This is a genomic window from Escherichia sp. WS3227_2 (genome assembly GCF_046486495.1).
GTDB classification, from domain to species: domain Bacteria; phylum Pseudomonadota; class Gammaproteobacteria; order Enterobacterales; family Enterobacteriaceae; genus Escherichia; species Escherichia coli.
Map to the genome: position 1 here is coordinate 141409 of NZ_JBJQLG010000011.1, position 24726 is coordinate 166134.

The 24726-nt window shown below is 50.4% G+C and carries 23 protein-coding genes and 2 pseudogenes; 15 read left to right on the top strand and 10 right to left on the bottom strand.

Features of this window, described 5'->3' with window-relative positions; genetic code table 11:
• The first annotated feature begins 231 nt into the window (after window positions 1-231).
• The 4 genes from rpsF to rplI are packed head-to-tail and all read left to right on the top strand — an operon-like array spanning window position 232 to window position 1671.
• Window positions 232-627: a 30S ribosomal protein S6 gene (gene rpsF / locus ACJHXB_RS16800; RefSeq protein ID WP_001216676.1), complete on the top strand. Its 396-nt coding sequence runs from the start codon at window positions 232-234 to the stop codon at window positions 625-627.
• A 6-nt stretch (window positions 628-633) separates the two neighbouring features.
• A complete protein-coding gene (priB, locus tag ACJHXB_RS16805; protein WP_001296681.1) occupies window positions 634-948 on the top strand; it encodes a primosomal replication protein N in 315 nt (104 codons plus the stop codon).
• Between the two features lie 4 nt (window positions 949-952).
• Window positions 953-1180: a 30S ribosomal protein S18 gene (gene rpsR / locus ACJHXB_RS16810; protein ID WP_000135199.1), complete on the top strand. Its 228-nt coding sequence runs from the start codon at window positions 953-955 to the stop codon at window positions 1178-1180.
• A gap of 41 nt (window positions 1181-1221) precedes the next feature.
• Window positions 1222-1671: a 50S ribosomal protein L9 gene (gene rplI, locus ACJHXB_RS16815; RefSeq protein WP_001196062.1), complete on the top strand. Its 450-nt coding sequence runs from the start codon at window positions 1222-1224 to the stop codon at window positions 1669-1671.
• 70 nt (window positions 1672-1741) lie between these two features.
• On the opposite strand, the gene ACJHXB_RS16820 is transcribed toward rplI, so the two are convergent.
• Entirely contained in the window at window positions 1742-2536 is a 795-nt protein-coding gene (locus ACJHXB_RS16820) for a DUF2686 family protein (RefSeq protein WP_001468891.1), read from the bottom strand.
• 275 nt (window positions 2537-2811) lie between these two features.
• On the opposite strand from ACJHXB_RS16820, the pseudogene ACJHXB_RS16825 reads away from it, so the two are divergent.
• Window positions 2812-3123, top strand: a pseudogene (locus tag ACJHXB_RS16825) (TetR/AcrR family transcriptional regulator); the annotation flags it as partial.
• Between the two features lie 36 nt (window positions 3124-3159).
• On the opposite strand, the gene tnpA reads toward ACJHXB_RS16825, so the two are convergent.
• On the bottom strand, window positions 3160-3591 hold the full coding sequence (tnpA, locus tag ACJHXB_RS16830) for an IS200/IS605 family transposase (RefSeq protein ID WP_000604902.1): 432 nt from the start codon (window positions 3589-3591) through the stop codon (window positions 3160-3162).
• 7 nt (window positions 3592-3598) lie between these two features.
• Between tnpA and ACJHXB_RS16835 the strand changes: the two genes are divergently transcribed.
• Both ACJHXB_RS16835 and ACJHXB_RS16840 read left to right on the top strand, forming a co-directional pair.
• Complete coding sequence (locus tag ACJHXB_RS16835; RefSeq protein WP_001468889.1) at window positions 3599-4807, top strand: RNA-guided endonuclease InsQ/TnpB family protein; 1209 nt, start codon at window positions 3599-3601, stop codon at window positions 4805-4807.
• Window positions 4808-4850: 43 nt separating this feature from the next.
• A pseudogene (locus tag ACJHXB_RS16840) lies at window positions 4851-4958 on the top strand (TetR/AcrR family transcriptional regulator); the annotation flags it as partial.
• On the opposite strand, the gene ytfB reads toward ACJHXB_RS16840, so the two are convergent.
• On the bottom strand, window positions 4942-5580 hold the full coding sequence (ytfB, locus tag ACJHXB_RS16845; protein WP_001119489.1) for a cell division protein YtfB: 639 nt from the start codon (window positions 5578-5580) through the stop codon (window positions 4942-4944). The pseudogene ACJHXB_RS16840 and the gene ytfB overlap by 17 nt on opposite strands.
• Window positions 5581-5797: 217 nt before the next feature.
• On the opposite strand from ytfB, the gene fklB reads away from it, so the two are divergent.
• Entirely contained in the window at window positions 5798-6418 is a 621-nt protein-coding gene (fklB, locus tag ACJHXB_RS16850; protein WP_000211225.1) for an FKBP-type peptidyl-prolyl cis-trans isomerase, read from the top strand.
• A gap of 308 nt (window positions 6419-6726) precedes the next feature.
• Window positions 6727-8139 (top strand): D-serine/D-alanine/glycine transporter, encoded by a 1413-nt coding sequence (gene cycA / locus ACJHXB_RS16855; RefSeq protein ID WP_000228356.1) that lies wholly within the window; start codon window positions 6727-6729, stop codon window positions 8137-8139.
• A 44-nt stretch (window positions 8140-8183) separates the two neighbouring features.
• Here cycA and ytfE read toward each other — a convergent pair whose 3' ends face one another.
• The 3 genes from ytfE to qorB all read right to left on the bottom strand — a co-directional run bounded on the left by ytfE (window position 8184) and on the right by qorB (window position 10888).
• Complete coding sequence (gene ytfE, locus ACJHXB_RS16860) at window positions 8184-8846, bottom strand: iron-sulfur cluster repair protein YtfE (RefSeq protein ID WP_000331457.1); 663 nt, start codon at window positions 8844-8846, stop codon at window positions 8184-8186.
• 107 nt (window positions 8847-8953) lie between these two features.
• Window positions 8954-9919 carry a DMT family transporter gene (locus tag ACJHXB_RS16865; RefSeq protein ID WP_001468888.1) on the bottom strand — a complete coding sequence of 322 codons (966 nt, stop codon included), beginning with the start codon at window positions 9917-9919 and terminating at the stop codon, window positions 8954-8956.
• Between the two features lie 108 nt (window positions 9920-10027).
• Entirely contained in the window at window positions 10028-10888 is an 861-nt protein-coding gene (gene qorB, locus ACJHXB_RS16870) for an NAD(P)H:quinone oxidoreductase (RefSeq protein WP_000560586.1), read from the bottom strand.
• An 88-nt stretch (window positions 10889-10976) separates the two neighbouring features.
• Here qorB and ACJHXB_RS16875 point away from each other — a divergent pair, with 88 nt between their 5' ends.
• A complete protein-coding gene (locus tag ACJHXB_RS16875) occupies window positions 10977-11357 on the top strand; it encodes a winged helix-turn-helix transcriptional regulator (protein WP_000084622.1) in 381 nt (126 codons plus the stop codon).
• Window positions 11358-11473: 116 nt separating this feature from the next.
• On the opposite strand, the gene cpdB is transcribed toward ACJHXB_RS16875, so the two are convergent.
• Window positions 11474-13417, bottom strand: a complete 1944-nt coding sequence (gene cpdB, locus ACJHXB_RS16880) for a 2',3'-cyclic-nucleotide 2'-phosphodiesterase (protein WP_000589426.1) — start codon at window positions 13415-13417, stop codon at window positions 11474-11476.
• A gap of 189 nt (window positions 13418-13606) precedes the next feature.
• Between cpdB and cysQ the strand changes: the two genes are divergently transcribed.
• Both cysQ and ACJHXB_RS16890 read left to right on the top strand, forming a co-directional pair.
• Window positions 13607-14347 (top strand): 3'(2'),5'-bisphosphate nucleotidase CysQ, encoded by a 741-nt coding sequence (gene cysQ, locus ACJHXB_RS16885; RefSeq protein ID WP_000886908.1) that lies wholly within the window; start codon window positions 13607-13609, stop codon window positions 14345-14347.
• Between the two features lie 211 nt (window positions 14348-14558).
• Window positions 14559-15470, top strand: a complete 912-nt coding sequence (locus tag ACJHXB_RS16890) for a hypothetical protein (protein WP_000937649.1) — start codon at window positions 14559-14561, stop codon at window positions 15468-15470.
• 89 nt (window positions 15471-15559) lie between these two features.
• Here the strand turns inward: ACJHXB_RS16890 and ACJHXB_RS16895 are convergent, their stop codons facing one another.
• On the bottom strand, window positions 15560-16114 hold the full coding sequence (locus tag ACJHXB_RS16895; protein ID WP_000175285.1) for a YtfJ family protein: 555 nt from the start codon (window positions 16112-16114) through the stop codon (window positions 15560-15562).
• 324 nt (window positions 16115-16438) lie between these two features.
• Between ACJHXB_RS16895 and ACJHXB_RS16900 the strand changes: the two genes are divergently transcribed.
• Complete coding sequence (locus ACJHXB_RS16900) at window positions 16439-16645, top strand: DUF1107 domain-containing protein (protein ID WP_000689228.1); 207 nt, start codon at window positions 16439-16441, stop codon at window positions 16643-16645.
• Between the two features lie 61 nt (window positions 16646-16706).
• On the opposite strand, the gene ACJHXB_RS16905 is transcribed toward ACJHXB_RS16900, so the two are convergent.
• The gene (locus tag ACJHXB_RS16905) at window positions 16707-18050 is read right to left on the bottom strand and encodes a hemolysin family protein (protein ID WP_000935042.1); all 1344 of its coding nucleotides are present in this window, start codon (window positions 18048-18050) and stop codon (window positions 16707-16709) included.
• Between the two features lie 322 nt (window positions 18051-18372).
• Window positions 18373-19011, bottom strand: coding sequence for a peptide-methionine (S)-S-oxide reductase MsrA (msrA, locus tag ACJHXB_RS16910; protein ID WP_001305659.1), 639 nt, complete (start codon window positions 19009-19011; stop codon window positions 18373-18375).
• Window positions 19012-19216: 205 nt separating this feature from the next.
• On the opposite strand from msrA, the gene tamA reads away from it, so the two are divergent.
• Both tamA and tamB read left to right on the top strand, forming a co-directional pair.
• A complete protein-coding gene (gene tamA / locus ACJHXB_RS16915; protein ID WP_001269327.1) occupies window positions 19217-20950 on the top strand; it encodes an autotransporter assembly complex protein TamA in 1734 nt (577 codons plus the stop codon).
• On the top strand, window positions 20947-24726 hold the full coding sequence (gene tamB, locus ACJHXB_RS16920) for an autotransporter assembly complex protein TamB (protein WP_000060909.1): 3780 nt from the start codon (window positions 20947-20949) through the stop codon (window positions 24724-24726). Before tamA ends, tamB begins: the two co-directional genes overlap by 4 nt.

Consider the following 24726-nt stretch of genomic DNA (forward strand, 5'->3'; position numbering starts at 1 on the left):
TCTGATGCAGTTGTTCAAAAAAACACCATGATGAAGTGTGATGAACTTCAAATCAGCGTGTTAGTACGATTTGGTGAAGGATGAGATTTATTTGTCGGCTGGCCTTGAGTTTAGCGGGGCATACAAGTACTATAACGCGTCATTTTTCAGCCGACCTTTAACACGTTCCTTGCCTCCCCGGGATTCGGCTGACCCAGACAGGAGGCTGAATAATCCGTAAGGAGCAATTCGATGCGTCATTACGAAATCGTTTTTATGGTCCATCCTGACCAGAGCGAACAGGTTCCGGGCATGATCGAGCGCTACACTGCTGCCATCACTGGTGCAGAAGGCAAGATCCACCGTCTGGAAGACTGGGGCCGCCGTCAGCTGGCTTACCCGATCAACAAACTGCACAAAGCACACTACGTTCTGATGAACGTTGAAGCTCCGCAGGAAGTGATCGATGAGCTGGAAACTACCTTCCGCTTCAACGATGCCGTTATCCGCAGCATGGTTATGCGTACCAAGCACGCTGTTACCGAAGCATCTCCGATGGTTAAAGCGAAAGACGAGCGCCGTGAGCGTCGCGATGATTTCGCAAACGAAACCGCTGATGATGCTGAAGCTGGGGATTCTGAAGAGTAATTTCTGATGACCAACCGTCTGGTGTTGTCCGGCACCGTGTGCAGGACTCCCCTTCGAAAGGTCAGTCCATCAGGAATTCCTCACTGCCAGTTCGTGCTTGAGCATCGTTCTGTGCAGGAGGAAGCCGGCTTTCACCGGCAGGCATGGTGTCAAATGCCCGTTATTGTTAGCGGACACGAAAACCAGGCCATTACTCACAGTATAACGGTCGGCAGTCGCATAACCGTTCAGGGGTTCATTTCATGCCACAAGGCAAAGAACGGACTGAGCAAAATGGTTTTGCATGCCGAGCAGATTGAATTGATAGATTCTGGAGACTAGCCATATGGCACGTTATTTCCGTCGTCGCAAGTTCTGCCGTTTCACCGCGGAAGGCGTTCAAGAGATCGACTATAAAGATATCGCTACGCTGAAAAACTACATCACCGAAAGCGGTAAGATTGTCCCAAGCCGTATCACCGGTACCCGTGCAAAATACCAGCGTCAGCTGGCTCGCGCTATCAAACGCGCTCGCTACCTGTCCCTGCTGCCGTACACTGATCGCCATCAGTAATCGGTCACGGTCCATTAATACGACTTTGAGAGGATAAGGTAATGCAAGTTATTCTGCTTGATAAAGTAGCAAACCTGGGTAGCCTGGGTGATCAGGTAAATGTTAAAGCGGGCTATGCTCGTAACTTCCTGGTACCGCAGGGTAAAGCTGTTCCAGCTACCAAGAAAAACATTGAATTTTTCGAAGCACGTCGCGCTGAACTGGAAGCTAAACTGGCTGAAGTTCTGGCAGCTGCTAATGCTCGCGCTGAGAAAATCAATGCACTGGAAACTGTTACCATCGCGTCTAAAGCTGGCGACGAAGGTAAACTGTTCGGTTCCATCGGTACTCGCGACATCGCTGACGCTGTAACTGCAGCTGGCGTTGAAGTGGCTAAGAGCGAAGTTCGTCTGCCGAACGGCGTTCTGCGTACCACTGGCGAACACGAAGTGAGCTTCCAGGTTCACAGCGAAGTATTCGCGAAAGTGATCGTAAACGTAGTAGCTGAATAATTCGTTATTCAACGAGACGTAAAAACGCCGACCACTGGTCGGCGTTTTGCTTTCTATTTTTCGTTAGGTATTAGTTTCGCAAGTAGATCCATTCACCATTCTCTTGTGTCCATAATTCAGGATGGTTTGCTGGCGTTAGATGCATACGATCGCACCTTATGTCTCGGTCCTGCGGCACTCGCTCGAAACCCAAACCCGAGTAGATTGCTGCTGAACTTGATAAGGAACGCAGACCAATTTTCAAATCATGGGGTAAATCAGAATACGCGTTTAGCAATGCAGCAATGATGAATCCGAGGGCATTAGAAACGCCTGTAACAGTGCGAAGTTGGTCGATATAAAGATCGATTGTTGGTAGTTCAGATGACCAGCAATTAGGCATTTGGGCAGGAAGGGTTACAACGTATCCTATCGATTGGCCGGTATAGTCTGGAGTACCATAACCTGGACCCAAAACAACCTCGTGTATTGTGTATTTACTGTTGGGTTCGAAGGATTCGACATCTTGCAATAAATATTTCAGTTCTGCGGTTAACCTCGCACCCGCGTAAGCTTTATTGTATTTCTGGGCGTGAATATTATCTAATGTAGCTTCATGGTTCCATCCAAAAGAATTATCACCATTCATTGTTATTCCATCGTAAGCATTACACGCCATCGCTAGTTTATTGAATGCTTGCCAGTCTGAGAGATCTAGTTTGTGGATCTCAACAGTATGTCTGCCATCGCAATTATGATCTCTTCCACGATTTGAAAGTAATGTAGCGCGTGCGTATTGATGAAATTTTAATTTTACTGGTTTGTCGGTGGACGAAAAACGGGGTGAATATGCAGGAAATGAATAAATAGTCGTTGGTAATGTCATTGTATTTTTGCCTGTTTAATTTTTTTATAAATATCGCAGCTGAATGTGCACAGAATAAATAATCGATATTAATAAAAATAAGTTTGTTTTCTGAAGTAGTGAAGATAGCGGATGGTGAAAGATATTAATATCAAAAATCGCTCATCACGGATATAACGATGCATCCAGGGAGGGAGATGACTGACAACGCTTTACACCATACATTCTTGTTGTGCGGTATGTAATTATTCTACGCTGTCGGTATCGGTGCGTTCGTTAATCAGCAGGTTAACCAGCCACAAAAATCCATTGAAAAAATCATCGATTTTACCTGGGGTTATTATATTGCTAATCCCAGGTTTTTAAAAATTGTGCATAGTGAAAACCAAAGTAAAGGTGTGCATTATGCAAAATCACAGCGTCTCTTAGAAATTAATCATGCGCACTTGCATTTAATGGAATTATTGGATGAAGGGAAGAAACACAATATTTTTAAGGCAGATAGCGACCCATTGCAGGTGAATATTAATATTGCTGCGCTTGGGGGATATTATTTGATCAACCAGCATACGCTTGGCCTGGTTTATCCAGTGCGCCGTAAAACCCCGTCCTTCAGGGCGGGGATATAAGGCGCGGTTTTCCACCTAACCAGGTGTTTGCTGTTGTTCAATGTATTGACGGATGGCGGATATTGGCGCACCTCCGCAGCTACTGGCAAAATAGCCAGGACTCCACAAAACGCCTTTGTAGTAATACCTGACTGCAATATCTGGTCGATCTCGTCGCAGTAACCTACTCGATACGCCTTTGAGGCTGTTTACCAGACTGGATATCGCCAGTTTGGGAGGATAGTTAATTAACAAATGGACGTGATCTGGTTCGCCATCCATTTCAACCAGTTCAGCTTCAAAATCAGCACATACCTTTGAAAAGTAAGTGCGTAGTTTTTCTTTCGCGTCATGGTCAAAAATCTGGCGTCGGTATTTGGTGACAAAGACCAGGTGAACATGCATCAGGAAAACACAATGCTTTCCACGCCGGATATCGGTTTCTTTTTTCACAGACCAAAGTATCATTTGACCTGTGAAACGATTACAGGCATTTAAATTCCAGTTAAGACCAGGTGGTCAACAGGAGTGTGAAATGAGGCGCTTCGCAGGCGCATGTCGTTTCGTTTTCAATCGTGCTCTGGCGCTTCAGAATGAGAATCATGAGGCCGGTAATAAATACATCCCTTACGGGAAAATGGCTTCCTGGTTGGTTGAGTGGAAAAATGCCACTGAAACGCAATGGCTTAAAGATTCTCCCTCACAGCCATTGCAACAGTCACTGAAAGACCTTGAGCGGGCTTACAAAAACTTCTTCCGGAAGCGGGCTGCTTTTCCCCGATTCAAAAAGCGGGGACAGAATGATGCATTCCGCTACCCGCAGGGCGTTAAGCTCGATCAGGAAAACAGCCGTATTTTTCTGCCGAAACTTGGCTGGATGCGCTACCGGAACAGCCGTCAGGTCACGGGTGTTGTAAAAAATGTCACTGTCAGCCAGTCCTGCGGTAAGTGGTACATCAGTATTCAGACAGAAAGTGAAGTATCAACTCCGGATCACCCTTCAGCATCAATGGTCGGGCTGGATGCTGGCGTGGCTAAACTCGCCACGCTGTCAGATGGCACAGTCTTTGAGCCTGTAAACAGTTTTCAGAAAAACCAGAAGACGCTGGCGAGACTTCAGCGACAGTTAAGCCGCAAGGTCAAATTCAGCAACAACTGGCAGAAGCAGAAACGCAAAATACAGCGACTGCATTCCTGTATCGCAAATATCCGCAGGGACTACCTTCACAAAGTCACAACGACCGTCAGCAAAAACCACGCAATGATAGTCATTGAGGATTTGAAGGTCAGCAACATGTCAAAGTCAGCAGCGGGTACGGTCAGCCAGCCGGGGCGCAATGTCCGGGCAAAATCAGGTTTAAACCGTTCGATACTGGATCAGGGCTGGTATGAAATGCGCCGCCAGCTTGAGTACAAGCAGCTCTGGCGTGGCGGTCAGGTGCTTGCTGTTCCGCCAGCGTACACAAGCCAGCGTTGCGCGTGCTGTGGTCATACAGCGAAAGAAAATCGCCTGTCACAAAGTAAATTCAGATGCCAGGCATGTGGATATACAGCGAACGCTGATGTAAATGGCGCTCGTAACATTTTAGCGGCGGGGCACGCCGTTCTTGCCTGTGGAGAGATGGTGCAGTCAGGCCGCTCGTTGAAGCAGGAACCCACCGAAATGATTCAGGCGACAGCCTGAACGTAGCAGGGATCCACGTCCTTCAGGGCGTGGAGGATGTCAACATATCAGTATGGTTTCCCCCCAGGCACTGGAAGCCAGACGTAAGGTCATCAAAGAGACGCTCCTTAGCTGGCTTTTGGTTGATTCTTCATCTACCGCGCACGAATAAAACTGCCATCCGGCTGGCGGGTAAACAGGACCTGTTGATTATTCCCCGTATCAATGGTTAAGCCCGTCACCACGCCGCTGGCGTTCTGGCGGATTTTCACCATCTGCCCGTTTTGCAAATTACTCAGCGGCTTACCCGCGCCTTCTACCTGCGCCATTGCATAGACATCGGTAGCGGGCAGTCCGTGGTCGCGGAACAGCTGCGCCATCGTTTTACCGGGTTCGACACGATAGGAGCGCCATTGATTATCAATTCCGCTATCTGGCTGGAATGGTTGCGTTTGGGTGGTTTGCGGCTGCTCTTCTGGCTGGCCTTCCTGTATAGGTTCTGGAGCGAGCGGAGCCACCTGATCAGGATCATTTTGTGGCGTGACTAATTGCGCCCGCAGCTGTTCTTCTGTCGGTGGTTGTGATTGCGACTGAATATCTAACTGTGCTTCACGCGTCACCACCGGCGCGTTGGGCGTATCATCAGATGGAAGCAGAAATCCGACCACCAATACAATGGCGGCAATAATGATCCCCCGACGATGCATCTGCGGCAGCGGGTCCATGAAGCGAAAATTGTCCGGCGCGTGCCAGACTTTCTCCAGGGTTGGTTTTAGTTCAAAGCGCCCGGGCATGGTTTCCTCCTGCTCCGCGTCTTGTTCCTCAATCATAGCCTATGAATATGCTAACGCTATGATGTCCGTGGTAAACCCGCCTTTATTATATTCATACGGGATATTGCTATTGTTTCTTTTTCCCCGGGATTTGTCATCATTCCCGCGACAAAGTTTTACCCAAAGAAGTGTGGCTGATATGCTGCCCGCTACTTTATACCCTAAGAAAGGAAATACGATGACCACCCCAACTTTTGACACCATCGAAGCGCAAGCAAGCTACGGCATTGGTTTGCAGGTAGGGCAACAACTGAGTGAATCTGGCCTGGAAGGGCTGCTGCCAGAAGCACTGGTTGCAGGCATTGCCGATGCGCTGGAAGGCAAACATCCGGCTGTTCCGGTTGATGTGGTGCACCGCGCGCTGCGTGAAATCCACGAACGCGCCGATGCCGTTCGTCGTCAGCGTTTCCAGGCGATGGCTGCTGAAGGTGTGAAATACCTGGAAGAAAACGCCAAAAAAGAAGGTGTAAATAGCACCGAATCTGGCCTGCAATTCCGCGTGATCAACCAGGGCGAAGGCGCAATTCCGGCACGTACCGACCGCGTTCGTGTTCATTACACCGGAAAACTGATCGACGGCACCGTGTTTGACAGCTCCGTCGCTCGCGGCGAGCCCGCTGAATTCCCGGTTAACGGCGTGATCCCTGGCTGGATTGAAGCACTGACTCTGATGCCGGTAGGTTCTAAATGGGAACTGACTATCCCGCAGGAACTGGCATATGGCGAGCGTGGCGCAGGCGCGTCCATCCCTCCGTTCAGCACCCTGGTGTTTGAAGTCGAACTGCTGGAAATCCTCTAAGCAGCGCATTCTGTTCCCCTCGAGCCAGAGGGGAGCAGACATTCAGCAATAAACCCTTCAGTTTGCCAAACGGCGCTATTTTGTGTTGCAAAGACCCCGTAAGCGTGTATTTTTGTGAGCTGTTTCGCGTTATCACCGTGATATGACACTCACTTTAAACATAAAATTAACATTAGATCTAAATCTTAGTATTCATCCCGCGTATTGTTACCTAATATCGATGAGTCCCGATACAGATTCGTCGTATCATAGATTGACTAAAGGCCGTAGAGCCTGAACAACACAGACAGGTACAGGAAGAAAAAAACATGGTAGATCAGGTAAAAGTCGTTGCCGATGATCAGGCTCCGGCTGAACAGTCGCTACGGCGCAATCTCACAAACCGACATATTCAGCTTATTGCCATTGGCGGTGCCATTGGTACGGGGTTGTTTATGGGGTCCGGCAAAACGATTAGCCTTGCCGGGCCGTCGATCATTTTCGTTTATATGATCATCGGTTTTATGCTCTTTTTCGTGATGCGGGCAATGGGGGAATTGCTGCTTTCGAATCTGGAATACAAATCTTTTAGTGACTTCGCTTCCGATTTACTCGGGCCGTGGGCAGGATATTTCACCGGCTGGACTTACTGGTTCTGCTGGGTTGTAACCGGTATGGCAGACGTGGTGGCGATCACGGCTTATGCTCAGTTCTGGTTCCCCGAGCTCTCCGACTGGGTCGCCTCGCTGGCGGTGATAGTGCTGCTGCTGACGCTCAACCTCGCCACCGTGAAAATGTTCGGTGAGATGGAGTTCTGGTTTGCGATGATCAAAATCGTCGCCATTGTGTCGCTGATTGTCGTCGGCCTGGTCATGGTGGCGATGCACTTTCAGTCACCGACCGGTGTGGAAGCGTCATTCGCGCATTTGTGGAATGATGGCGGCTGGTTCCCGAAAGGTTTAAGTGGCTTCTTTGCCGGATTCCAGATAGCGGTTTTCGCTTTCGTAGGGATTGAGCTGGTAGGTACAACAGCTGCGGAAACCAAAGATCCAGAGAAATCACTGCCACGCGCGATTAACTCCATTCCGATCCGTATCATTATGTTCTACGTCTTCGCGCTGATTGTGATTATGTCCGTGACGCCGTGGAGTTCGGTAGTCCCGGAGAAAAGCCCGTTCGTTGAACTGTTCGTGTTGGTAGGTTTGCCTGCGGCTGCCAGCGTGATCAACTTTGTGGTGCTGACCTCTGCGGCGTCTTCCGCTAACAGCGGTGTCTTCTCTACCAGCCGTATGCTGTTTGGTCTGGCGCAGGAAGGTGTGGCACCGAAAGCGTTCGCTAAACTCTCTAAGCGCGCAGTACCCGCGAAAGGGCTGACCTTCTCTTGTATCTGTCTGCTCGGCGGCGTGGTGATGTTGTATGTGAATCCCAGCGTGATTGGCGCGTTCACGATGATTACAACCGTTTCCGCGATTCTGTTTATGTTCGTCTGGACGATTATCCTTTGCTCGTACCTGGTGTATCGCAAACAGCGTCCGCACCTGCATGAGAAATCAATCTACAAGATGCCGCTCGGCAAGCTGATGTGCTGGGTATGTATGGCATTCTTTGTGTTCGTGGTCGTGCTGCTGACACTGGAAGATGATACCCGCCAGGCGCTGCTGGTTACCCCGCTGTGGTTTATCGCTCTGGGGCTGGGCTGGTTGTTTATTGGTAAGAAGCGGGCTGCTGAACTGCGGAAATAACCGCATTATCATGCTGGATGGCGCAATGCCATCCAGCTTTTAGATCACTCACCCGCCAGTGCGCGCGGGAACAGCACATTATTTTCCAGGCTGATGTGCTCCATCAGGTCATCAATCAGTTCATTAATGCCGTTATACATCGCTTTCCAGGTGGTGCAGGCTTCCGGCGGCGGTGTGACGTTATTGGTAGTGTGTTTGATTACTTCCAGCAGTTCACCCGCTTCATCGTGCTCGCTTTCCATTACGCTGATTGGCCCCATAGCCTGGCTGCCCATGCCTTGTTTGATCATCGGGAAGAGGATCTGCTCTTCTTTCATCATGTGGCTGGAAAGCTCTTCATGCAGCATAGTCAGGTATTTTGTCAGCCCTTTTGGCACGCTCGGTTTGTCGGCGTGAACGCGCTCGACTTTAGTCGCTTGCAGGATCAGCTCCGGCAGTTGCTCGCGGTGACGATCGTGGTAGCGCACGATGATATGGTCGATGATTTCTGCCAGCGGGGCGCTACGCCAGTCTTTCTCAATCGGTTGTTCAGCAAGCTTTGCCAGCTCAGCTTCAATGACCTCAACATCCAGTTCTTTACGTGCCGCCGCACGCGCCAGCGTTTGCTTACCGCCGCAGCAGTAATCCATATCATATTTACGAAACAGAGCTGAAGCGCGAGGAATAGAGAGCGCCAGTTCACCTAAAGGTTGGTCGCGATAAGCCATAGCTGATACCTCATTCTTAATAAGATAAGATGCATTTTAAATGCACCTTTAAGGCAAAAGCTATAACCCTTACGTAGCAGAGGCTTATTTAACTCACTGCCAGCGTGTCAACTTTCTGAGACAGATTCAGTTAAAGGTTTTTCTGGTTTTGCTCTGACCGCAATGACCACGCCAACCACTAACATCGCGATACCGCTCAGCGTCATTAGTGGCGGCATTTGCTGGCGTAACAAAAAGGTGTACAGCAAACCTGCCAGCGTTTCGAAGACAATCAGTGGCCCGAGAATCACCGTTGGTAATCGCTGGCTGGCGACGTTCCAGCAAAGTGCGCCGACCCATGAGCAAAGCACAGCTATCGCAATCATCAGGCTAACAAATACAAGCGGACGGGGGCCAAAAGGTAGGGAGAAGTCCGGCGTTTGCGTATTCAGCCAGTAACAAGCGACGAGATAGCCGATAAGCGAAACCGGCAGCGTGACCAGCGCCTGCGCCGTCGCCCACATCATCGGATGTTTGTCGGGATTTTCCCGCAGCCAGCGGGCGTTGCGCAGGGCATACCATGCCCAGCAGACCACGGAAACTAACGCCAGCACGATGCCAGAGGTATAACGTGCCCAGTCAAAATCGGGGAGTCCGTGGTTTAACTCAGCAATATTCACACTCGCCAGGCCGATGCCAATACAAATCAGTGCCGGGGCGAGTTTTCCCCACGCGAGTTTGCCGTCGCGCTGGCTATAAAGCAGATTGGCAAAGACAGGAATGACCACCGGCAGGGTGCCGATAATCATCGTGGAAACAGGCGCGCCAGTACGTTGAATGGCACTGGCAAGGCAGAAGTAATAAATGAGGTTGCCCATCATAGTGAGCATCAAGGCGGTAAGCCAGTCCCGACGCGCCAACTGACGCAGACGCACGCGTCCCAGCCAGGCAATGGGTAGCGCAATTAACCCTAACGCCAGATAACGCCCCATCGACTGCAACATCGCCGGGTATTCCGGCACGATCAACGGCCCGACAAAAATAAGCCCCCACATCAACCCTGCTAACAGGGCGTACAGCACGCCGCTAATCATTACTGGCATCCATTGGTCTGTCAGAAGAAACGTTCAGGAAGCAGACATGATTGCTCCCGGCATCCCGTCATTATCAGAGAGGATGCGGGAGGATGCCACTTTAATTAACTAGTTATTAACATTAAAAAGATGGCTTACGCTTTCGGCTAACGTTGTCGTTGGGCGGCCAATCAATTTGCTAAGCGTTTTGCTGTTATCAAACAGACCACCTTTCGATGCGCCAACGTCAGAATCCGCCAGCATATCCGCCAGTCCGTCGGGCAGTCCGACGCTTTTCAGTGCCGCGGCGAAATCGGCTTCGCTCAGATTTTGATAGGTAACGGATTTTCCGCTCTGTTTGGTCAGCTCTGCCGCTAACTGTGTCAACGTCCAGGCACTATCGCCCGCCAGTTCGTAAACCTTGCCTTCGTGACCGGCTTCGCTAATCACGCGTGCCGCAGCTGCCGCATAATCTGCCCGCGTTGCTGAGGCGATTTTGCCATCGCCCGCCGCACCGATAAATACGCCGTGTTCCAGTGCTGCCGGGGCGCTGGCGAGGTAGTTTTCGGTGTACCAGCCGTTGCGCAGCAGGGTGTAAACGATGCCAGAATCAGCCAGCATTTTCTCCGTCTCGATGTGCTCATCGGCGAGGCCGAGCGGGGAGGTATCTGCATGTAGCAGGCTGGTATAAGCGATAAATTTCACGCCAGCCGCCTTTGCGGCATTAATAACATTACGATGCTGCGGGGCACGTTGACCCACTTCGCTGGAAGAGATCAGCAGTAGTTTTTCCACTCCCTGAAGTGCAGATGTCAGTGCGGCTTCATCGCCGTAGTCAGCCTGACGCACGGTAATGCCTTGTGCTGTCAGTGCCTGGGCTTTTGCCGGATTACGAACGATAGCCACTATTTGGCTGGCAGGAACCGTTTTCATCAAGGATTCAATAACATAGTGACCAAGTTGGCCAGTGGCACCAGTAATTGCGATCATAGGAAGTCTCCATCGTTTTGTCTTGTGTTTAAATACGCTAACACCTAAACTTACTTTTAGTAAGTACGTACAAAAAGGTAAGTATGAGATGAGTCAGGTTAGCCTGTCGCAACAACTGAAAGAGGGAAATCTCTTCGCTGAACAGTGTCCGTCGCGCGAGGTTTTGAAACACGTCACCAGCCGTTGGGGGGTGTTGATTCTGGTGGCGCTACGCGAAGGTACTCATCGCTTTAGCGACCTGCGGCGCAAAATCGGCGGGGTGAGTGAAAAGATGCTTGCGCAGTCGTTACAGGCGCTAGAGCAGGATGGTTTTCTTAACCGTATCGCGTATCCGGTGGTGCCGCCGCATGTGGAATATAGCCTCACGCCGCTGGGCGAGCAGGTGAGCGAAAAGGTTGCTGCACTGGCGGACTGGATTGAGTTGAATTTGCCCGAGGTGTTGGCGGTGCGGGATGAACGTGCGGCGTAACTGCAGGATGCGCGGCCTACGGTGTATGACTTGTAGGACGGATAAGATGCGCCAGCATCGCATCCGACAAAAGTGTCGGATGCGGTTGATGATTTGCAGGCCGAAAAAGAAGTGTATTACTTACTCAAATCCACCTGATAAATCGCAAACCCGATATCATCGGTCGCGACTTTATTCATCGGGTATTGCCCTTTCTCTTTAATAAACGCTGCGGCTTTATCTGACGGAGAGGTTTCGAAACGGATATCCAGTTTCTTATCGCCAGCAATCGGTGCTAAACGCCAGTTGTTATCTGCCGCCGGGAGAATTTCCCCCGCACGTTTCGACTCATCAGCAATCCACGCTGCCAGCACCGAGCGGTTCTCATCCGGTGAAGCAAAAGCGATATGGCTGTCGCCCGTACCGGCAAATTTGCCGCCGTAAGCGCGATAGTTATTGGTGGCAACGAGGAACATGGCGTTCGGATCAATCGGCTTGCCGTTAAAGGTCAGGTTCTTAATCCTTTCCGCATTGACATTAATCATCTGGCACTCGCCGTCATAACGGGCGGGCTGGGTAACATCAATCTGATAATTCACACCATCAATCACATCAAAGTTATAGGTGCGGAAACCATCCCAGTTGATAAGTGACTGTGGTTTCGTGCTGTTAGGATCAATCTGGTTAAACTGTCCGGCGGAGCACTCCAGCCACTCTTTCACCTCTTTACCGCTGGCTTTCACCACAATCAGCGTATTCGGATAGAGATAAAGATCGGCGGCATTACGGAAAGTCAGCTGACCTTTTTCCACCTCCACATAGCTTGCCGGGTCATTTTTGCGACCACCAACTTTAAACGGTGCGGCAGCTGAAAGCACCGGCAGTTTTGCCAGATCCGGATCGCCCTGAATGTAATGCTCGACATACGCTTTTTGCGCGTTGTTCACCACCTGCACGGTCGGATCGTCCTGCACTAGCGCCAGATAGCTATACATATTGTCGGCGGATTTACCGATTGGCTTGCTGACGAACTGGCGTGTGGCATCGTGATCGGCTTTGAGTGTTTCTACCAGCTTGCTGTCTTCCGCCGCGAGGGATTTTTTATTCGCGATGTCGTAAATCGGTCTTGCTTCCGCTTTCGCCTGCGTCACCTGCCATTTACCGCTGTCATTACTGAGTTGTAAGTCGACCACACCAAGATGATCGCCCCACATGCCTGGCATTACCGCCGGAACACCATTCAGCGTGCCTTTCGCGATATCAGCCCCTTCGATATCAGCAAAATCTTTACCTGGGAAAACGGCGTGAGCATGGCCAAACATAATGGCGTTAACGCCCGGAATTTCACTGAGGTAATAAACTGAGTTTTCCGCCATCATTTTATACGGATCGGCAGACAGCCCGGAATGCGCCAGAACGACAACGACATCGGCACCTTTCTCGCGCATTTCAGGCACGTATTTGCGCACGGTTTCGGTAATATCATTCACCGTCACTTTCCCGGATAAATTAGCTTTATCCCAGCCCATGATTTGCGGCGGCACGACGCCAATATAGCCAATCTTCAGCGTCTGTTTTTTTCCGTCTTTATCGACCACTTCGGTGTCTTTAATTAAATACGGTGTAAACATTGGCTGTTTGGTTCTGGCGTCAATGACGTTGGCATTTACATAAGGGAATTTCGCTCCCGCCAGCGCATTTTTCAGGTAATCCAGACCGTAGTTAAACTCGTGGTTGCCAAGCGTGCCGACGGTATAGTCCAGCGTGTTTAATGCCTTATAGACCGGGTGAATATCACCTGCTTTTAAACCTTTCGCCGACATGTAATCTGCAAGCGGACTCCCCTGAATCAAATCGCCGTTATCCACCAGTACGCTGTTTTTCACTTCATTGCGGGCATCGTTAATCAGGCTTGCGGTACGTACCAGTCCGAATTTTTCCGTGGCGGTGTCTTTGTAATAATCGAAATCCATCATGTTGCTATGCAGATCAGTGGTTTCCATGATACGCAGATCGACCGTCGCTGCATTCACACTGGCGGCAATCAGCGTGGCCAGGAGCGTTGCGCTAAACTTAATCATCAGGGACATCCTTTTATCATCGGGAATACGAAAGAAAAGGGAGAATAAACGTCTTACTTATAGAACAGTGAAGAATGCCACAATTTTACGCTTTGAAAATGATGACACTATCACAGTTGGCGCATTCATTAACGATAGGGTATAAGTAAAACAATAAGTTAACACCGCTCACAGAGACGAGGTGGAGAAATGTTAGATCAAGTATGCCAGCTTGCACGGAATGCAGGCGATGCCATTATGCAGGTCTACGACGGGACGAAACCGATGGACGTCGTCAGCAAAGCGGACAATTCTCCGGTAACGGCAGCGGATATTGCCGCACACACCGTTATCATGGACGGTTTACGTACGCTGACACCGGATATTCCGGTCCTTTCTGAAGAAGATCCTCCCGGTTGGGAAGTCCGTCAGCACTGGCAGCGTTACTGGCTGGTAGATCCGCTGGATGGTACTAAAGAGTTTATTAAACGTAATGGCGAATTTACCGTTAACATTGCGCTCATCGACCACGGCAAACCGATTTTAGGTGTGGTGTATGCGCCGGTAATGAACGTAATGTACAGCGCGGCAGAAGGCAAAGCGTGGAAAGAAGAGTGCGGCGTGCGCAAGCAGATTCAGGTCCGTGATGCGCGCCCGCCGCTGGTGGTTATCAGCCGTTCCCATGCAGATGCGGAGCTGAAAGAGTATCTGCAACAGCTTGGCGAACATCAGACCACGTCCATCGGCTCTTCGCTGAAATTCTGCCTGGTGGCGGAAGGACAGGCGCAGCTGTACCCGCGCTTCGGACCAACGAATATTTGGGACACCGCCGCTGGACATGCTGTGGCCGCAGCTGCCGGAGCGCACGTTCACGACTGGCAGGGTAAACCGCTGGATTACACTCCGCGCGAGTTGTTCCTGAATCCGGGGTTCAGAGTGTCTATTTACTAAATTCAGATGGCAGAAACAGTGTATTTCCTGATTCTGCCATCCTGATTTCTCCCAACCTAAAAAGTTATAAATAAAAAGAGATTGTATTTAAAGTGCAAAAGTTCAATTGCTAATAAGTTATATTTTAATAATGAGCGTTTTTTGATAGTTTACTTCTATAATGAGATATTTAATGGCGACATAAAATAACCAAATAAAATAAGGTAGCCATATGTTACCCAGGATCAGACACAATAATTTTATTGGTGCGGTGGAGTTATTCGTAAAATCATCGCATACAAAAACACATTCAAACAATTTTTTTAACAATATCCAGCATGCATTTAATAAAAAAGATTGGATTTCAAATTATGATAGCCTGTTAACTTTGAGGGAGTTCTTTCGTTGCGCAACTCAGATTGATAAAAATAGTTATCAGGTACTTTCATCAAAAAATGAAACTGTTAACGCCATGGATAAGTTTCTTATCAGTTTCAGCCTTAAAGATAACGGTGCCGAATATATAATGACATTGCGAGGCAGTGGATTTGAATACGAAGAAATTCCCATAACAATAAATGAGTATAACTCATTCATGGATTTCAAAAACCGCGAGTTTCCGTTAGAACAAAACAGAAGATTGTATGCCTGGGATATTCTGCAGAAAAAACAGTCTGACATACCGGAAAGGATTAAAGGTTATATTCGCCAGGCGTTTGGTGACGTGTCTTTAGGTTATGCTGTATTGGATGATATAGTAAGTAAATTAAAACGGGGTAAATTTGACCCCCAAATTCCAGGAGGTGGAATTAAAGAATGCGATGGATGGTATATTTACGAAAAAATAATTGATGATAATTTTGCCATAGTCATAGAATCTTTGGGCTTTGCGCTTAAAATCTATGGAGGGGATGAACGTTTTCGTAATGGTTCCTCTGTTGTTTTGGAGGATGAAGATTACTCTCTTATTTATAATTTTCTGGTTAATGCAGGTTGCCAACAAGTCGAATTAGCCGAACAAGTGGATGCGATAGTAAGTGCGAATCTGGCCGCAGATAGTGATATTACCGAAGAAAAGATTTGCGAGAAATATAAATCGACCATTGAGGCGTTTAAAAAAAAGCAACTAGCGTTACCAGTATGAGTTCGGCGTAAGAACTCAGAGGCTTAATTCCCCTATCCCATAGATAACGATAGGGGAAAATTATTTTTGCAGAATTTATGTTATTGCCATTATTTGAGCAACTTTTGCAGCAGGCCCATCACTTGCTGTACCTCTTCCGGTGTGAGCGCCCCGTCTTTGGCCCATTGCACGCGACCGTCTTTATCCAGCACCACTACAGCGGAACTTTCTTCATCCAGCTGCCAGGCACCGCGCGCGACGCCATTGCTATCGACAATAAACTGCGACCAGGGATAAAGCTTTTTATTACTCTCCAGACTGCTGCGCACAAACATCCCTGAACCCGGAATCGCGTCGTCGGTGTTAACAATGGTGGTGGTCTGGTAACGATCGTGCGGTAACTTTGCTGATTTAATCGCTTCAATCAGCGTCGCGTTTTTCTCTTTTGCAGAGGTGCGACCAGCAATATGTTGCAGTACTCGCACTTTTCCCACTAACTGCGCGCTGTTCCAGGTTTTGTAGCTAAACTGATCTTTATCAAGCACCAACTCGCCCCGATCGGTAATGCCAATCGGCGGCACTCGCTGACCGGTTTCGAACTGATGTGCGGAAGCCATCATCGGCAACAGCAGGCAGGTGAGTGCCAGAATCTTGCGTAGGGTCATGGTGTTTCCTTCTTATGATATGCAGGTGATCCGACCACTTGGGTCTGAGTTTTAATCATATGTGCTATTTATCGAATTTCCCGCAAGTGTGATGCCAGTTTGCGGTCAAGCGCACAAATCATATGAAAAATGAATGCTTATACTGAAGACCGCGCTTCGGTAAAAAGATAATTCTGAATAATTGTAACCTTTAGGTAAAAAAAGTTATACGCGGTGGAAACATTGCCCGGATAGTCTATAGTCACTAAGCATTAAAATTTGCGCCTCATAATAGTTGGGCCGATTGTGGCACCGCACAGGCGTAATACTCAGCAGGAGATAACAATGAAAATTTTCCAACGGTACAACCCACTTCAGGTGGCGAAGTACGTAAAGATCCTGTTCCGTGGACGGTTATACATCAAGGACGTTGGCGCTTTTGAATTTGATAAGGGTAAGATTCTTATCCCAAAAGTGAAGGATAAGCTGCATTTGTCAGTGATGTCCGAAGTTAACCGTCAGGTTATGCGTCTGCAAACAGAGATGGCTTAACCAAAGTGCTATGCAGTAATAAGACGGCTCCTGATTCAGGAGCCGTTGATGTTTCTGGGGGTTACGCGACGCTTTCTTCTTTATCTTTAGCATCAGGCAATTTTGGCGAAAGGGCGGTGGCCTTGCTGTCGATCCGGGTCACCAGCAGCTGGTCGATGCGGTAGTTATCGATATCCACCACTTCAAATTTGTAGCCGGCGAATTTCACCGAATCGGTGCGTTTCGGGATCTTACGCAGCATAAACATCATAAAGCCGCCGATGGTTTCGTAGTTGCCCGACTGCGGGAACTCGTCAATATCCAGCACGCGCATGACGTCGTCAATCGGAGTGCCGCCGTCAATCAGCCATGAGTTCTCATCACGGGCGACAATCTGCTCTTCCAGCCCCTGACCGACCAGATCGCCCATCAGCGTGGTCATCACGTCGTTGAGGGTGATGATCCCCACCACCAGCGCGTACTCGTTCATGATCACCGCGAAGTCTTCACCTGCGGTTTTAAAACTTTCCAACGCCTCTGAAAGGGTTAACGTATCCGGCACAATCAGCGTGTTGCGAATTTGTACGCCGCTGTTCAGTGCCAGGCTTTGGTTAGCCAGCACGCGGTTCAGCAGGTCTTTAGAATCGACATAGCCGATGATGTGGTCAATATCTTCATTACAGACGAGGAACTTAGAGTGCGGATGTTCCGCCACCTTATTCTTCAGACTTTGCTCATCTTCGTGGAGATCAAACCAAATCACGTTTTCACGCGGTGTCATTGACGACGGAACGGTACGGGATTCCAGCTCAAAGACGTTTTCAATCAGCTCGTGTTCCTGTTTACGTAACACGCCCGCCAGCGCACCGGCTTCCACTACCGCGTAGATGTCATCAGAAGTGATGTCATCTTTACGTACCATTGGCAGTTTGAAAATACGGAAGATCATGTTCGCCAGTCCGTTGAAGAACCACACCAGCGGGGTGCAAACGTACAGGCAGAAGCGCATCGGGTTGATGATACGCAAAGCCACCGCTTCTGGCGCAATCATACCGATGCGTTTCGGGGTTAAATCCGCAAACAGGATAAACATGCCAGTCACTAACGAGAAAGAGAGAATAAAGCTCAGTTGCTCAGAGAGTTCTGCCGACATATAGCGGGAGAACAGGCTGTGAAAAGCTGGAGAAAATGCCGCATCACCGACGATACCGCCGAGAATCGCCACTGCGTTCAGACCGATTTGGACCACGGTAAAGAACATGCCGGGATTTTCCTGCATATTCAGAACGCGTTGGGCATTTATATTGCCTTCATCAGCCAGCAGTTTAAGTTTGATTTTGCGTGAGGCCGCAAGCGAGATCTCGGACATCGAGAAGAACGCACTTACAGCGATCAAACAGAGTATGACTAAAATACTGTTTAACATATCTTATCCGACCTTTCAGGCCAGATCCTCGGAAGGGGAAGTTGATTAATTTGTGTGAAATACACATTGAAAGCCGATTCGAAGAAAGTGAACCGGCATTTTCAGTGGCTAGTATAGCGTAAGGTACTGTAAAGCCGCCAGAGGGTTAAAATTCAGACTGCTGATAAATGAAAAACTGGCTGATGCGCTATGCCGATCAGGCCTACGCAGTCCCCACAATATATTGATTTTGGACGATTTTGTAGGCCTGGCAAGGCGTTTACGCCGCATCCGGCATAGACAAATAGCACTTTATCAACAATCTACATTTGTACCCGTAACGCTATGCTTCCGGCGGCAGACAGACGCCAATTCCGCCAATTCCACAGTAACCATACGGGTTTTTATGCAGATATTGCTGGTGGTCATCTTCGGCATAATAAAACGGTGTGGCGTTAGCAATTTCCGTGGTGATGCGACGATCGTCATCGGCGGCAAGCATCGCCGCCTGAAAACGTTCCAGACTGGCGCGAGCAGCAGCATCCTGTTCTGGGGTCAGCGGATAAATCGCTGAACGATACTGCGTGCCGTGGTCATTGCCCTGACGCATTCCCTGGGCGGGATCGTGATTCTCCCAAAATACCTGTAGCAACTGCTCATAGCTGATGACGGAAGGATCGTAAACAATGCGTACCGCTTCGGCATGACCCGTATCACCGGAGCACACTTCCCGATAAGTCGGATTTGGCGTATAGCCGCCGGTATAGCCTGCGGCGGTGCTGTAAACGCCGGGTAACTGCCAGAACAGACGCTCCACACCCCAGAAACAACCCATCGCAAAAATGGCAATCTCCATTCCGTCAGGTACATTGGTCATTGAGTGACCGTTGACCGCATGCAGTGTGGCTACGGGCATCGGGGTGTTACGTCCAGGCAGGGCATCGGCGGGGGAAACCAGATGCTTTTTATCAAATAAACTCATGGTGTCGCTCTCCCGAAAATCGGTCATTGGGGTTAAGGTTGTAACAAGAGGCGTATTTGCACACAATAACCGTTGTGAATAGGTCTAAAGTAAAACATAAGAAATATTTGGGGTTTAGTCTGCTTTTTAATCCATATTACTGGATTTTTGTTAAGCCGTTTAACGGCGTTCCAGGGGCAGGAAAAAAGGATATTCAGGAGAAAATGTGCGCTATATCCGACAGTTATGCTGTGTAAGCTTACTCTGCTTAAGCGGATCTGCCGTCGCCGCGAACGTCCGTCTACAGGTCGAGGGGTTATCGGGACAGCTGGAAAAGAACGTTCGTGCGCAGCTTTCTACGATTGAAAGTGATGAAGTGACGCCAGACCGTCGCTTTCGCGCACGCGTCGATGATGCCATCCGCGAAGGTCTGAAAGCGCTGGGTTATTACCAGCCGACCATTGAATTTGATCTCCGTCCACCGCCAAAGAAAGGGCGGCAGGTATTGATCGCCAAAGTCACGCCAGGCGTGCCGGTGTTAATTGGCGGCACCGATGTGGTATTGCGCGGCGGCGCGCGGACCGATAAAGACTATTTGAAATTGCTCGATACTCGCCCGGCTATTGGTACGGTACTGAACCAGGGCGATTATGAAAATTTCAAAAAGTCCTTAACCAGCATTGCGTTGCGTAAAGGTTATTTCGATAGCGAATTTACCAAAGCGCAGTTGGGCATTGCGCTCGGCCTGCATAAAGCCTTCTGGGATATTGATTATAACAGTGGCGAACGTTACCGCTTTGGGCATGTGACCTTTGAAGGATCACAAATCCGCGATGAATACCTGCAAAATCTGGTGCCGTTTAAAGAAGGCGATGAGTACGAATCGAAAGATCTGGCAGAACTGAACCGTCGACTTTCTGCTACCGGCTGGTTTAACTCGGTGGTGGTGGCTCCACAATTTGATAAAGCGCGCGAAACGAAAGTATTACCATTGACGGGCGTGGTTTCGCCGCGCACAGAAAACACCATCGAAACCGGGGTCGGTTACTCTACGGACGTGGGACCGCGCGTGAAAGCGACGTGGAAAAAGCCGTGGATGAACTCTTATGGTCACAGTCTGACCACCAGTACCAGTATTTCTGCGCCGGAACAGACCCTCGACTTCAGCTATAAAATGCCGCTGCTGAAGAATCCACTGGAACAATATTATTTGGTGCAGGGCGGTTTTAAGCGCACGGACCTGAACGATACCGAATCTGACTCCACTACGCTGGTGGCTTCTCGCTACTGGGATCTCTCCAGCGGCTGGCAGCGTGCCATTAACCTGCGCTGGAGTCTCGACCACTTTACCCAGGGTGAAATTACCAACACCACGATGCTGTTTTATCCTGGGGTGATGATTAGCCGCACGCGTTCTCGTGGTGGCCTGATGCCAACCTGGGGCGACTCGCAACGCTACTCTATCGACTACTCCAACACGGCCTGGGGCTCAGATGTCGATTTCTCCGTTTTCCAGGCGCAGAACGTCTGGATCCGCACACTGTACGATCGCCATCGTTTTGTTACACGTGGCACGCTGGGCTGGATTGAAACCGGTGATTTCGACAAAGTACCGCCGGATCTGCGTTTCTTCGCCGGGGGCGATCGCAGTATTCGCGGCTACAAATACAAATCAATCGCTCCGAAATACGCCAACGGTGACCTGAAAGGGGCCTCGAAGTTGATAACCGGATCGCTGGAGTACCAGTACAACGTGACCGGAAAATGGTGGGGCGCGGTGTTTGTCGATAGCGGCGAAGCGGTAAGCGATATTCGCCGCAGCGACTTTAAAACCGGTACCGGGGTCGGCGTGCGCTGGGAATCGCCGGTCGGGCCAATCAAACTCGATTTTGCCGTACCGGTCGCGGATAAAGACGAACACGGGTTACAGTTTTACATCGGTCTGGGGCCAGAATTATGAGTTTATGGAAAAAAATCAGCCTCGGCGTGGTTATCGTTATCTTACTGTTGCTGGGATCGGTGGCGTTTCTGGTGGGCACCACCAGCGGCCTGCATCTGGTATTTAAAGCGGCGGATCGCTGGGTGCCAGGACTGGATATTGGCAAGGTCACCGGCGGTTGGCGCGATCTCACCTTGTCTGACGTTCGTTATGAGCAGCCAGGCGTGGCGGTAAAAGCGGGCAATCTGCATCTGGCGGTCGGGCTTGAGTGCCTGTGGAACAGCAGTGTTTGTATTAATGACCTGGCGCTGAAAGACATTCAGGTCAACATCGACAGTAAAAAAATGCCTCCTTCTGAACAGGTTGAAGAAGAGGAAGATAGCGGTCCGCTGGATCTCTCCACGCCGTATCCCATCACCCTGACACGGGTGGCGCTGGATAACGTCAACATCAAGATTGATGACACCACGGTATCGGTGATGGACTTCACCTCCGGCCTGAACTGGCAGGAGAAAACCCTGACCCTGAAACCGACGTCGCTGAAAGGCCTGTTGATTGCTTTGCCGAAAGTGGCAGAAGTGGCGCAGGAAGAAGTTGTCGAACCGAAAATTGAAAATCCGCAGCCGGATGAAAAGCCGCTCGGCGAAACGCTGAAAGATCTCTTTTCTCGCCCGGTATTGCCGGAAATGACCGACGTGCATCTGCCGCTCAACCTGAACATTGAAGAGTTTAAGGGCGAGCAACTGCGCGTGACGGGCGACACAGACATCACCGTGCGCACCATGCTGCTGAAAGTGAGCAGTATCGACGGCAATACCAAACTGGACGCGCTGGATATCGACTCCAGTCAAGGGATTGTCAACGCCAGCGGCACGGCGCAGCTGTCAGACAACTGGCCGGTGGATATCACCCTCAACAGCACACTGAACGTGGAGCCGTTGAAAGGTGAAAAGGTGAAGCTGAAAGTGGGCGGCGCGCTGCGCGAACAGCTGGAGATAGGCGTTAACCTTTCTGGTCCGGTGGATATGGATTTACGCGCCCAGACGCGACTGGCGGAAGCCGGATTGCCGCTCAACGTGGAAGTGAATAGCAAACAGCTTTACTGGCCATTCACTGGAGATAAGCAGTATCAGGCGGATGATCTGAAACTGAAACTTACCGGCAAAATGACCGATTACACGCTCTCTATGCGTACGGCAGTGAAGGGACAGGAGATCCCGCCAGCCACCATTACCCTTGATGCCAAAGGCAATGAACAGCAGGTCAATCTCGACAAACTCACCATCTCGGCGCTGGAAGGGAAAACTGAACTCAAGGCGTTGCTCGACTGGCAGCAGGCTATTAGTTGGCGCGGTGAGCTAACGCTTAATGGCATTAACACCGCCAAAGAGTTCCCGGAGTGGCCGTCGAAACTCAATGGCTTGATTAAAACCCGCGGTAGCCTGTACGGCGGCACCTGGCAGATGGAGGTGCCAGAACTGAAGCTGACCGGTAACGTAAAACAGAACAAAGTGAACGTTGACGGCACGCTGAAAGGCAACAGTTATATGCAGTGGATGATCCCAGGGCTTCATCTGGAACTGGGGCCAAACAGTGCCGAAGTGAAAGGCGAGCTGGGGGTAAAAGATCTCAATCTTGATGCCACCATCAACGCGCCGGGGCTGGATAACGCGCTGCCGGGGCTTGGCGGTACAGCGAAAGGGCTGGTGAAAGTACGCGGCACGGTGGAAGCGCCACAACTACTGGCGGACATCACCGCGCGCGGCCTGCGCTGGCAGGAACTTTCCGTGGCGCAGGTTCGCGTGGAAGGCGATATCAAATCCACCGATCAGATTGCGGGTAAACTTGACGTACGCGTTGAGCAAATCTCGCAGCCGGATGTAAATATCAACCTCGTCACTCTGAATGCCAAAGGTAGCGAAAAACAGCACGAGCTACAGTTGCGGATTCAGGGCGAACCGGTTTCCGGACAGCTTAATCTGGCAGGAAGTTTTGATCGCAAAGAAGAACGCTGGAAGGGAACACTTAGCAATACCCGCTTCCAGACGCCGGTCGGCCCGTGGTCGCTGACCCGCGATATTGCGCTGGATTATCGCAACAAGGAGCAAAAAATCAGCATCGGGCCACACTGCTGGCTTAACCCGAATGCGGAACTGTGCGTGCCGCAAACCATTGATGCCGGGGCTGAAGGGCGTGCGGTGGTGAATCTCAACCGCTTCGACCTGGCGATGCTGAAACCGTTTATGCCAGAAACCACTCAGGCCAGCGGTATCTTCACGGGTAAAGCGGATGTCGCCTGGGACACCACGAAAGAGGGGCTGCCGCAGGGCAGTATCACCCTTTCGGGGCGTAACGTGCAGGTAACGCAAACCGTCAACGATGCGGCGCTGCCCGTGGCGTTTCAGACGCTGAATCTGACGGCGGAGTTGCGTAACAACCGTGCCGAATTGGGCTGGACCATCCGCCTGACCAATAACGGCCAGTTTGATGGACAGGTGCAGGTGACCGATCCGCAAGGCCGCCGTAATCTTGGTGGCAACGTCAATATCCGTAACTTCAACCTTGCGATGATAAACCCCATCTTTACCCGTGGGGAAAAAGCTGCGGGGATGGTGAGTGCCAACTTACGTCTGGGTGGTGATGTGCAAAGCCCGCAGTTGTTTGGGCAGCTACAGGTTACGGGTGTGGATATCGACGGCAACTTTATGCCGTTTGATATGCAGCCGAGCCAGCTTGCGGTCAACTTTAACGGTATGCGCTCGACGCTTGCCGGTACAGTACGGACCCAGCAGGGTGAGATCTACCTGAACGGCGACGCCGACTGGAGCCAGATTGAAAACTGGCGGGCGCGGGTAACAGCGAAGGGCAGTAAAGTGCGTATCACCGTGCCGCCGATGGTACGAATGGATGTATCACCAGATGTTGTATTCGAGGCTACACCAAACCTGTTTACCCTTGATGGTCGCGTGGATGTCCCGTGGGCGCGCATCGTGGTGCACGATCTGCCGGAAAGTGCGGTGGGCGTCTCCAGCGATGTGGTGATGCTTAACGATAACCTGCAACCGGAAGAGGCAAAAACGGCGTCGATTCCCATTAACAGCAACCTGATTGTCCACGTCGGCAACAATGTGCGCATTGACGCCTTTGGCCTGAAAGCGCGGCTGACGGGCGATCTTAACGTCGTACAGGATAAACAAGGGCTGGGCCTGAACGGGCAGATCAACATCCCTGAAGGGCGTTTCCATGCCTATGGTCAGGATCTGATTGTGCGTAAGGGTGAGTTACTGTTCTCTGGTCCGCCGGATCAACCGTATCTTAATATCGAAGCTATTCGTAACCCGGATGCTACAGAAGACGACGTAATCGCCGGAGTTCGCGTCACTGGTCTGGCGGACGAACCGAAAGCGGAGATCTTCTCTGACCCGGCCATGTCGCAACAAGCTGCATTGTCTTATTTGCTACGTGGACAAGGGCTGGAGAGCGATCAGAGCGACAGTGCGGCGATGACCTCAATGCTGATTGGTCTGGGGGTTGCACAAAGTGGTCAGATTGTGGGTAAAATCGGCGAGACGTTTGGCGTAAGCAATTTAGCGCTCGACACCCAGGGAGTAGGCGACTCCTCCCAGGTGGTGGTCAGCGGCTATGTATTGCCAGGTCTGCAAGTGAAATACGGCGTGGGTATATTTGACTCTATAGCAACACTCACGTTACGTTATCGCCTGATGCCTAAGCTATATCTGGAAGCCGTGTCTGGTGTAGACCAGGCACTGGATTTGCTCTATCAGTTCGAGTTTTAG

Bases quoted from the DNA above. Each gene is read 5' to 3' on its own strand.
- ytfE (WP_000331457.1), bottom strand. From the start codon at position 8,846: ATGGCTTATCGCGACCAACCTTTAGGTGAACTGGCGCTCTCTATTCCT.
- rplI (WP_001196062.1), top strand. From the start codon at position 1,222: ATGCAAGTTATTCTGCTTGATAAAGTAGCAAACCTGGGTAGCCTGGGT.
- fklB (WP_000211225.1), top strand. From the start codon at position 5,798: ATGACCACCCCAACTTTTGACACCATCGAAGCGCAAGCAAGCTACGGC.
- ACJHXB_RS16905 (WP_000935042.1), bottom strand. From the start codon at position 18,050: ATGTTAAACAGTATTTTAGTCATACTCTGTTTGATCGCTGTAAGTGCG.
- cycA (WP_000228356.1), top strand. From the start codon at position 6,727: ATGGTAGATCAGGTAAAAGTCGTTGCCGATGATCAGGCTCCGGCTGAA.
- priB (WP_001296681.1), top strand. From the start codon at position 634: ATGACCAACCGTCTGGTGTTGTCCGGCACCGTGTGCAGGACTCCCCTT.
- ACJHXB_RS16900 (WP_000689228.1), top strand. From the start codon at position 16,439: ATGAAAATTTTCCAACGGTACAACCCACTTCAGGTGGCGAAGTACGTA.
- cysQ (WP_000886908.1), top strand. From the start codon at position 13,607: ATGTTAGATCAAGTATGCCAGCTTGCACGGAATGCAGGCGATGCCATT.
- tamB (WP_000060909.1), top strand. From the start codon at position 20,947: ATGAGTTTATGGAAAAAAATCAGCCTCGGCGTGGTTATCGTTATCTTA.
- rpsF (WP_001216676.1), top strand. From the start codon at position 232: ATGCGTCATTACGAAATCGTTTTTATGGTCCATCCTGACCAGAGCGAA.
- ACJHXB_RS16820 (WP_001468891.1), bottom strand. From the start codon at position 2,536: ATGACATTACCAACGACTATTTATTCATTTCCTGCATATTCACCCCGT.
- ACJHXB_RS16890 (WP_000937649.1), top strand. From the start codon at position 14,559: ATGTTACCCAGGATCAGACACAATAATTTTATTGGTGCGGTGGAGTTA.
- ACJHXB_RS16875 (WP_000084622.1), top strand. From the start codon at position 10,977: ATGAGTCAGGTTAGCCTGTCGCAACAACTGAAAGAGGGAAATCTCTTC.
- ytfB (WP_001119489.1), bottom strand. From the start codon at position 5,580: ATGCCCGGGCGCTTTGAACTAAAACCAACCCTGGAGAAAGTCTGGCAC.
- cpdB (WP_000589426.1), bottom strand. From the start codon at position 13,417: ATGATTAAGTTTAGCGCAACGCTCCTGGCCACGCTGATTGCCGCCAGT.
- msrA (WP_001305659.1), bottom strand. From the start codon at position 19,011: ATGAGTTTATTTGATAAAAAGCATCTGGTTTCCCCCGCCGATGCCCTG.
- ACJHXB_RS16895 (WP_000175285.1), bottom strand. From the start codon at position 16,114: ATGACCCTACGCAAGATTCTGGCACTCACCTGCCTGCTGTTGCCGATG.
- ACJHXB_RS16865 (WP_001468888.1), bottom strand. From the start codon at position 9,919: ATGATTAGCGGCGTGCTGTACGCCCTGTTAGCAGGGTTGATGTGGGGG.
- qorB (WP_000560586.1), bottom strand. From the start codon at position 10,888: ATGATCGCAATTACTGGTGCCACTGGCCAACTTGGTCACTATGTTATT.
- tnpA (WP_000604902.1), bottom strand. From the start codon at position 3,591: ATGATACTTTGGTCTGTGAAAAAAGAAACCGATATCCGGCGTGGAAAG.
- rpsR (WP_000135199.1), top strand. From the start codon at position 953: ATGGCACGTTATTTCCGTCGTCGCAAGTTCTGCCGTTTCACCGCGGAA.